Genomic DNA, 8,970 nt, shown 5'->3' with positions numbered 1-8,970 from the left:
GCATGGTCTTCGTCAACGCCGTCGGCGCCGAAGGCGCCGAGCTGCCCTTCGGCGGAGTCAAACGCTCCGGGTTCGGCCGCGAACTCGGCCGCTTCGGCATCGACGAATTCGTCAACAAAAAACTCATCCGCATCGCCAAATAATCACCGCACCAGGGCGGCGGCGCCGACCAGTCCGGCGTCGCCCCCCAGGTCGGCGGGCACCACCCGCAGATCCCGGATGAAGGTCAACCCGGTATAGCGGGTCAACGCCTCGCGCAGCGGGCCGAACAGCACCTCACCGGCCTTGGCCACCCCACCACCGATCACCACCAGATCCAGGTCACAGACCGCGGCGGTCGACGCGATCATCGAGGCCAACGCCGCGGTCCCCCGCCGGAACGCGGCCAGCGCGACCGCGTCGCCCGCTTCGGCCGCGGCCGCCAGTTCCTTGGCGTCCGCACCCGTCCAACCCTGCTGCTGCGCCCACCGTGTCATCCGCGGACCGGAGGCGATCGTCTCCACGCAGCCATGACCGCCGCACACGCAGAGCTCCCCGTCGATATCGGCGACCATGTGGCCGACGTGCCCGGCGTTCCCGGTGCGCCCGTCGTAGGGAGCGCCGTCGAGCACCAGGCCGCCGCCGATTCCGGTGGACACCACCATCCCGAGCAGGAACTGCGCGCCCCGCCCGGCCCCGCGCCAATGCTCGCCGAGCGCCATGCACAGTCCGTCACCGCCGAGCCGCACCGGCAGCCCGGTCAGCTCCTCGACCCGCGCGACGATCGGAAATTCCTGCCACACAGCAATATTCACCGGGCTGATGGTGCCCGCGCCGAGCGCCAACGGTCCGGCGGATGCGATGCCCACCGCCTGCACCGGTGTCATCGACGTTGCCTGCCGGATCAGATCCGCGGTCACCTGCCAGGCGGCGTCGGCGGAGTCGCGGGGGGTGGGCTGCTGGAAGCGCTGCAGCACGGTGCCCTCATCGTCGACGATGCCTGCGGCGATCTTGGTGCCCCCGATGTCGAGGGCCAGCGTGACAGCCATCAGTGCTTGTGGGTGTTGTCGGGTTGGCGCGGATCGCCGGGATGTTCATAGCCCGGTGACAGGGCGACGAGTTCGGCGCACTGCGCGTCGAGCCACAGCCGGAAGGCCCGGCGCCGCGCCGCGGCCCCCAGGTGCGCGGCGATCAGCGGCCGGGCCCGGGCGAAGTCCACGACGTCGGTGCGGCGGGCGGCGAACCTGCCGGGGTTGCGCCGGTGGTAGGCCACGATCTCGATATCGGAGACGCCGACCTGCGCGGTGACGCGGGCGAACGCGGCCCGGCCGCTCTCGGTGGTCAGCACCGCGGCCGCGATGCTGCCGATCTCCAGTCGCGCGGCCATGTCCGGCAACACGTCCTCCAGGTCCGGAATCTGTTCGGCCCCGGTATTTTCCAGTGCCACCACTCGTTCGGCCGTCACCAGCTGGGTCAGCCAGCGCCGCAGTTGACGTCCCTCGCTGGTGCCCGGGCGCGGCAGTGCGGCGGCCATGTTGCCCGCCCGCAGCGCTCTTTCCCGTTCGTCGATCTCGGCGATGGTGACGATGTGGCCGGCGACCAGTGCCGCGGTCATGTGACCACCACCGCCACCGCAGGCGAGTAGACCAGCTTGCCTGCGCACGCCACCCGGATCAGCGCCCACCAGGTTCCCGGCCGCACCCACGGCGGCGGTGCGACATCGAACTCGATGCGGGCGGTACCGCCGGCGGGCAATTCGGCCCCGGTTGCCGCCGGGCCCAACCATTCCCAGGTCCCCCACGGGCTGATCAGATGGGCCTCGGCCGACAGGTCGGCACGGGCATCGGTACCGACGGTGACACCCAGCCGGGCGGTCTGGCCGGCGCGCACCCGCACCTCGGACGGACCGGCCACCAGGCGCAGCAGTTCGGCATCGTCCACTCCCCCGGTGGCTGCGCCCACTCGGACCACGCAGACGTCCTCGACGACCTGACGCCAGGACGGCGGCAGACCGCCGCGCCCATTGAGCGCCAGTTCGACCCGGATCGGATACAGCCCGGGCGGTTGCCCGGCCGGTATCGTGACGGTGGCGTCGGTGTCCAGGTAGTCCCCGGGTGGCAGCACGAATGGCAGCTCCGGGGTCTCGGCGTTCCAGCCGGCCGGGCAGATCAGCTTGACCCGCCCGTGGACCGCCGCGTCGGTGCAGTCGCTGGCCACGGTCAGCCGCAGGCGCACCTGCTCACGGGTTTCTGCCTGCAGCTGGTGCGGGTGCAGGTGGGCGACGGCGGGCAGCCCGCCCAGCGGCGCGGGGCCCCGGTTGTGCAACCAGTACCGGGCGTAGAGCGGCTGTGCCGCTTCGGCTTCCGGCGCGAGCTGCTCGTTGTCGGCGTTGAGGATCTTCACCGCGTCCAGGTGGGTCAGCATGGTGGCGATTTGATAGCCGTGCAAGGTGAATCCGGCGCTGCGGTCCAGGCGGCGTTCCAGCAGATCGGCCGGAACCAGCGGGGCCACCGCGCTCAGACCCGAGCGGACCACGAATTGTGTGGTGCGGCCGTGCGTTTCGACGATACGTAGGGCCACTGAGGCAGGGTCGACGGTGTCGACACTGCCCGCCGCGATGGGATTGCCCGCGGCTTTGAGCGCACCCAGTTGCACTCCCCCACCGGCTGCGTCGACGTCGAGCAAGGCGCCGTGCGAGGGCAGCCCGTCGGTTCCCGCCCGCCGGTTGGGCACCGCGAGCAGCGGATGGGAGAACGCAGCACTGCGGCTGGGGATTTCGCTGTCGCGCCAGTCGCCCTCGTCGGCGACGATGGCGTAGTCGAAGGTGTGCGTCCAGTGCTGGAGCTGAAAGTTGGAGCCGTCGGGTGCGGTACGCCGCGGCGGGTCGATCCAGGTGCCCGACGGCCAGCCGGTACAGGACCGCATCAGCGAGGTGTGCAGCGTGCCGTCGGGTTCGACCGCGAAGCCGGGCACGCCCCGGTTCAGCAGCGCCACGGTGGCCGGCTCGAACGGTTCCACGCCGCCGTCGGGATGCTGATGCACCGAGATCTCCGCGTCGCCGATCTCGTCGATGAGTGCCTCGACACCGCCGACGACGATGAGCACCGGCAGCGCCCGGGCCCCCTTGAGGTCGGCGCCGGGCACCCATTCCTGGGCCAGTGCGGCCTGCGCGGGCACCCATACCCGCGCGGCCCCGGTGACGCCGACCTGGCGGTCCAGCTCGGCACGGTAGTCGGGCGCGCTGTCCAATACCGCTGCGGCGAAAGCGTTCTCGTCCGGGTGGCCGATGACGATGCGCGCATCGGGCAGGTTCGAATCCACCGCGAGGTCGCCGTAGCGCGGGTGTCCGGCGACACTGCAGGTGGCGGTGACCCCGGCGCGCACCAGCGCCACCATCAGCGCGCGCTCGTCGAACGATGCGTCGGGGGTGACCACCTCGGCGACCGAGACCGCGCGCACCCCGGCACCGATCCGTATCCGCAGCATCGAGGACAGTCCGAACCAGCCGTAGGCCGGGTTGTCCAGGGTGTACGGGTGCTCCGCGGAGTCCACCGCATCCGGGGCCCCGTGGTGGTGCAGCAGCCCGAAGCCGCGGCCGATGACGGCGTCACCGACCTCGCTGACCGGCATGGCACCGGGGACCGGACACGGCCAACGCAGCCGCAGCAGTTTGTCGGTACCGGTGAATTCGTCGATGGTGGTGCGGCATTCGACGCGGTCGATACCGTCCCACAGGGTCACGGTCTGGGTGTAGCGCAGTTCGCCGGCGATCTGACCGGAGATGACCAGCCGCTCCCCCAGCGCGCTGCGATAGGCCTGCACCGTCGCGGGGAATTCCGACGAGCCGATCACCGGCCCCTTGGGCAGCAGATGCCATGGCCCCTCGCCGGCCTGCGGGTGCGCCGGATACTCGTCGTAGACGGCCAGTTCGTTGCCGACCCGCCCGTCGGCGATCAGTTCGCGGCCATCGGCGACCAGTGAGCTCACCCCACCGCCGCGGGCCGGGTCGACGGTCAGCGTGTAGTGCGCGTTGGCGACGGTGGCACCGTCCATCTGCTGCCAGCGTGACCCGTCGATATCGTCGTCCCACTGGTAGCCCTGCCAGCCCAGCGAGCCGATGTCGTCGACCCGCCAGGTGACGGTGTGGTCCTCGATCAGCGTGGGCAGGGCCCGCCCGTTCATGTCGCGGACCACCCCCGAGAACGGTTCGTCCAGGTGCGCGGTCACCAGGTCGGTGCGGCCGTGCGCCAACGGATTCCACACCACGACAGCGGAATCGACGGCTCCGGTGAGCAGTCGCAGCGCGTTGTCGCGGGCGGTGCGGCCGATCTCCCAGGCGTCCCGCCAGCCGGTGAGCAGGTCGAGGTACACCTGATCGGATTCCGAGCCGGTGATGGCGTCGTGGTGGGCGCCGTAGGCCAGCTGCACCCAGGCCTTGGCCAGCGCCGCCTGCGGATAGGTTGCGCCGCCGAGCAATCCGGCGAACACGGCGAACCGTTCGGCTTCCAGCACCGCGTTCTCGGCGGCCCGGTTGGCCTGCTTGGTGTCGATGTAGGAGACGTCCTTGCCAGTGTAGATCGGGTTCATGTCCCGGGTCTGTACCGACGCCCGCGCGCCGCGGGTGTCCAGTTCGGTGCGCACCGCGGCGAAGAACTCCTTGGGCAGCGCGCAGACGAACCGGGGCCAGGTGTAGCGGCTGTTCCAGTCGCGGTGAATGTCGGTGACCCACTTGTTGGGTGGGGTGTAGTCGGTACCGACGGGCAGCAGCACGTTGCGGGTCAGCGCCACCTGCTTCAGCCCGGCGAACAGCTTGTAGGTCTGGGCTTCCGCGTCGGCCAGCGAGGCCGCCGAATCCATCCACCAGCCACCCGCGTAGTGCGCGGGCATGTAGTGCGTCAGCAGTCCGCGCCCCGACGGTGCCGTCCACTCGAACTCGCTGGCGAACTGCATCCGGGTGGGGTCACCGTCACCGGCCATCGGGCCCCACTGGTGGTGCGGCCCGCGCGCCCACGAGCTGGAGGTCAGCCCGGCGTCCGCGGCCATCCCCGGGAACTGCGGGTCGTGCCCGAACACGTCGAGCTGCCAGGCGGTGGCCGGGTCGCCGCCCAGTACATCACGCTGAAAACCGATGCCGTGCACGAAGTTCCGGATCGCAGTCTCGGGACTGGTGAGGTTGGTGTTGGGCTCGTTGTAGGTGCCGCCCATGATCTCGACGCGGCCCTCGCCGATCAGCCGGCGCAGGTCGGTGCGTTCCTCGGGGTGGGTGTCCCAGAACGGTTTGAGGTAGTCGACCTCGGCGAGCACGAACTTGTAGTCGGGGTCGCGGCGCGCCATTTCCAGGTGGGCGGTGACGAGTTCGAACGCGTTGGTCTGGCGGCAGGCGCCGGGCGGGTCCTCGGTCCAGACGCTGGTGTAGGCGGCCTGGGTGTTCCACCACACCGGGTCGTAATGGAAGTGGCTGATCATGTACATCGTCCAGCCGGGTTCGGCGTCGGTGAACGTGAAGGCCGTATTGCCGATGCTGGCCTCGCGCCGGCGGCCAGGCTCGGGATCGGTGACGCTCATCGGCACTTCGACCGTGGTCGCGTCCGGCTGCGCAACGGCCTCGCCCTCGATGCCGGTGCCCGTCACCCGCACCGGGGTGGGCGCCGCGCAATCGGCGTAGCTGATACGGACCAGTTGCACCGGTGCGTCCGGTGACCCGACGAACAGGTCCGTCGACTCCGCTCCCGTGACGCGCATCCTGGCACCCTACGTTCGGGCGCCCGCAGTTCTCGGCGAAACTCGCGTACCCGCCGTCCGCGGGTGCTCTACAGCGACGGGTACGCGAGTTTCGCCAGTCATCGGGCGCCCGCCCTCCGGAGCCGTTCGGCGGCGGTTCGCACCGCGTCGGCCACCTCGACCGGTTCGAGCACCTCGAACTCGCAGCCCGGCATGGCCAGGTAGAGCGCCATCACATCGGGGTCGTCGGCGCCGGTGGTGAGGATGCAGGTGTCTGGCCCGTCCGCCTCGATCTGCACCGAGGCCGACGAGAAAGTCTGCGCCACAACATCGTGGGCGGCGTAGTAGCGCACCCTAGCCACATACCGGTACGGCGAGCTGGTGATGGCGCGCTGCACGTACTGCGCCGCGTCCGGAGCCTCCCGGGGTGTGAAGATGCTGCCCAGCGCCCGGACGTCGGCCATCCGGTCCAGGCGCAAGCTGCGCCAATCCTGCTTGTCACGGTCATAGGACAGCAGGTACCAGCGACGGCCGGTGGTCACCAGCTGATAGGGCTCCAGCCGGCGCGCGGTGACGTTGCCGCGGATGTCGGTGTAGCCGGTGTTGACGTGCTCATGGTCGCGGCAGGCCCGCGCCAGCGTCATCAGCACCTCGGGGTCCACCGGCACGTCCCTGCTGGTCGGGGTCAGCGTCACCGTGGTCTCGTGCACGGCGGCGACCTGGGAGCGCAGCCGCGCCGGCATCACCTGGTCCAGTTTCGACAGTGCGCGCAACGCCGACTCGCCCACCCCGGCGACGCTGCCGCCGGCGGCCAGCCGCAGACAGACCGCCATCGCGACGGCCTCCTCCGGGTCCAGCAGCAGTGGGGGCAGCGCCGCGCCGGCGCCCAGCTGGTAGCCGCCGCCGTGGCCCGTGCTGGCGTGCACCGGATACCCGAGGTCACGCAGGCGTTCGACATCGCGGCGGACGCTGCGGGTGGTGACGGCCAGGCGCTCGGCAAGTTCCTCGGAGGTCCATACCCGCCGGGATTGCAGCAATCCGAGGAGGTGCAGCACCCGGGCGGTCGTTTCTGACATATCTCGATACTGCCGCACTTATAGGACAGAACCTGTCCTCTATGGCTGTCAGAGTGAAGACATGAACACCGACCTACTCGCCGACCAACTGGAATTCCACTGGTCCCACCAGCTGCGGCCCCGGCTGGACGGTCTTACCGATGACGAGTACTTCTGGCAGCCGGTGCCGGACTGCTGGACCGTGCATCCCGACGGTGGCGTCGACTTCGTCTACCCCGAACCCACGCCCACACCGTTCACCACCATCGCCTGGCGACTGGCCCACGTGATCATCGGCGTCTTCGCGATGCGCAACCACTCGCATTTCGGCGGCCCGGCCGCGGACTACCAGAGCTGGCCCTATGCCACCGACGCCGCGACCGCGCTGGCACAGCTGGACACCGAATACGAAAGGTGGACGGCCGGGGTGCGTGCGCTGTCCGACGACGATCTGAACCGCCCGTGCGGACCGGCCGAGGGCCCGTACGCCGACGAGCCGATGTCCGTGCTGGTGCTGCACATCAACCGTGAGGTCATCCACCACGGCGCCGAAATCGCTTTGCTCCGAGATCTCTACACCCACATGAAGGAGAACTGATATGTCCGCAATGCCCCCTCCGATCGCTGATGAGCGCGCCGGCCTCAAGGAGTACGTCGCCGCCCAGCAGTACGCCTTTCACGCGATCGCGTTCGGGCTCACCGATGAGCAGGCGCGCTCGGCGCCGTCGGTCAGCTCGTTATCGATCGGCGGTCTGATCAAGCACGTCACCAATTGTCAGGCCGGCTGGATGGAGCGTGTCGCGGCTGCGCCGGACATGACCGAGGGCGACAAGCGTCCGATGGAGGAGCAGGCCGCCGACTATCAGGACGAGTTCGTGATGCGTGAGGACGAGACGCTGGCGCAGATCCTGGAGAAGTTCGAGGCGCAGAACGCCGAGACCATCCGTCTCATCGAGACCTCGGATCTGTCTGCGGCCGTGCCGATTCCGCAGCATGTGCCGTGGTTCCCGAAGGACGTGGCGGCGTGGTCGGTGCGCTGGGTGATCTTCCACATGATCGAGGAGCTGGCCCGGCACGCCGGTCAGGGCGACATCATCCGGGAGAGCATCGACGGCGCGACGCTGTACGAACTGCTGGCCGGTATCGAGGACTGGCCGGCGACGGAGTGGCTGACGCCGTGGGGCAAGGAGGCCGTTTCCTAGACTTTTTGGGGCGAAACTCGCGTACCCGTCGCTGTCGCGGCATGCGGAGCAACGGGTACGCGAGTTTCGCCGCTACGGACGGCCATCCCATCCGCGGGCGAGCAACACCGCGCGGGCGTGCGCGACGAGATCGTCGCCGCGGTCTTCCTTGACCGCTCTCATGAGGTGCCATCGCATCCTCTGCAGTTCCCGACCGACCCACACATCGCGGGCATACACCGTGCGGTCGGTCAGATGCTGTTCCCCGTCGTACTCGGCGCCGACTTTGTATTCCTCCCAGACCATGTCGAGCCGCTTGATGTACCGCCCGTCGGCCGCGCACACGACGAACTGCGTTGTCGGCCTGGGCAATCCGGCGTCGACGAAAAGCATGCGCAGCCAGCTCTCCTGGGGAGACTCAGCGCCTCCATCGACATGAGGCAGAACTTCTCGAAGGTTGACCAGACCGCGCGCACGCGGGTGCACCTTGGTCAACAGCAGGACGTCTTCGACCGCAAACGGTGACGCATTCATCAGCGCGTCCATCCGCTTGATGGCCGGGATCCGGGTGAGTCGCCGGCCGAGATCGAATGCTGTGCGGGCGGGGGTAGTCACCGGGATTCCGCGCACAGTCATCGCCTCACCCACGCGCAGTGTTTCCTCCCGCCCCTTCAGCCCGGGCTGCGGCCGGCAACGTCCGATCAGGTCGATGGTCACGTCGTCATCCACCCACTTCGCCCCGTGCAGCGCCGATGCCGCGGTGCCCGCGATCACGGCGTGCGGCACGGCCAGCCTGGCAGCAACAATCCTGTCGAGCAGGGTCGGCCGGTGGCCCTTCGGAAGGTAGATCCCGCGGAACACCGGGGCGAAGCGGTGACGCAGTTGCCCCACAGTCAGCGATCCGTCTGCCAGCACATCGGCGCCGCGGATGGGAATGGCCATGTCTTGTTGGACGCAACAGCGTCGTCTGCGGATCCCCTCAAGTTGGCGAAACTCGCGTACCCGTAGTTCGAAGGGTCAGTTGACGACGGGTA

The 8,970-nt window shown here is 69.3% G+C and carries 8 protein-coding genes; 3 read left to right on the top strand and 5 right to left on the bottom strand.

Annotated elements, in window-relative coordinates:
• Positions 1–143: aldehyde dehydrogenase family protein (locus AC1DTF_RS31440; RefSeq protein ID WP_477476900.1), on the top strand; the 143-nt coding region annotated here is incomplete at its 5' end.
• On the opposite strand, the gene AC1DTF_RS31435 is transcribed toward AC1DTF_RS31440, so the two are convergent.
• The 4 genes from AC1DTF_RS31435 to AC1DTF_RS31420 all read right to left on the bottom strand — a co-directional run bounded on the left by AC1DTF_RS31435 (position 144) and on the right by AC1DTF_RS31420 (position 6,776).
• On the bottom strand, positions 144–1,028 hold the full coding sequence (locus AC1DTF_RS31435; RefSeq protein ID WP_477476899.1) for an ROK family protein: 885 nt from the start codon (positions 1,026–1,028) through the stop codon (positions 144–146).
• Complete coding sequence (locus AC1DTF_RS31430) at positions 1,028–1,594, bottom strand: DUF7158 domain-containing protein (protein ID WP_477476898.1); 567 nt, start codon at positions 1,592–1,594, stop codon at positions 1,028–1,030. Before AC1DTF_RS31430 ends, AC1DTF_RS31435 begins: the two co-directional genes overlap by 1 nt.
• Positions 1,591–5,721: a glycoside hydrolase family 38 N-terminal domain-containing protein gene (locus AC1DTF_RS31425; RefSeq protein ID WP_477476897.1), complete on the bottom strand. Its 4,131-nt coding sequence runs from the start codon at positions 5,719–5,721 to the stop codon at positions 1,591–1,593. The genes AC1DTF_RS31430 and AC1DTF_RS31425 overlap by 4 nt, the downstream gene beginning before the upstream one ends.
• Before the next feature lie 98 nt (positions 5,722–5,819).
• A complete protein-coding gene (locus AC1DTF_RS31420) occupies positions 5,820–6,776 on the bottom strand; it encodes a helix-turn-helix transcriptional regulator (RefSeq protein WP_477476896.1) in 957 nt (318 codons plus the stop codon).
• A gap of 61 nt (positions 6,777–6,837) precedes the next feature.
• Between AC1DTF_RS31420 and AC1DTF_RS31415 the strand changes: the two genes are divergently transcribed.
• On the top strand, positions 6,838–7,353 hold the full coding sequence (locus AC1DTF_RS31415; protein WP_477476895.1) for a DinB family protein: 516 nt from the start codon (positions 6,838–6,840) through the stop codon (positions 7,351–7,353).
• Between the two features lies 1 nt (position 7,354).
• Positions 7,355–7,957 (top strand): DinB family protein, encoded by a 603-nt coding sequence (locus AC1DTF_RS31410; RefSeq protein ID WP_477476894.1) that lies wholly within the window; start codon positions 7,355–7,357, stop codon positions 7,955–7,957.
• A gap of 72 nt (positions 7,958–8,029) precedes the next feature.
• Here AC1DTF_RS31410 and AC1DTF_RS31405 read toward each other — a convergent pair whose 3' ends face one another.
• Positions 8,030–8,878, bottom strand: a complete 849-nt coding sequence (locus AC1DTF_RS31405; protein ID WP_477476893.1) for a hypothetical protein — start codon at positions 8,876–8,878, stop codon at positions 8,030–8,032.
• Positions 8,879–8,970 lie beyond the last annotated feature (92 nt).

The organism is Mycobacterium sp. P4_H6, assembly GCF_056400845.1.
This window is presented reverse-complemented; position numbering and strand designations above follow the sequence as displayed.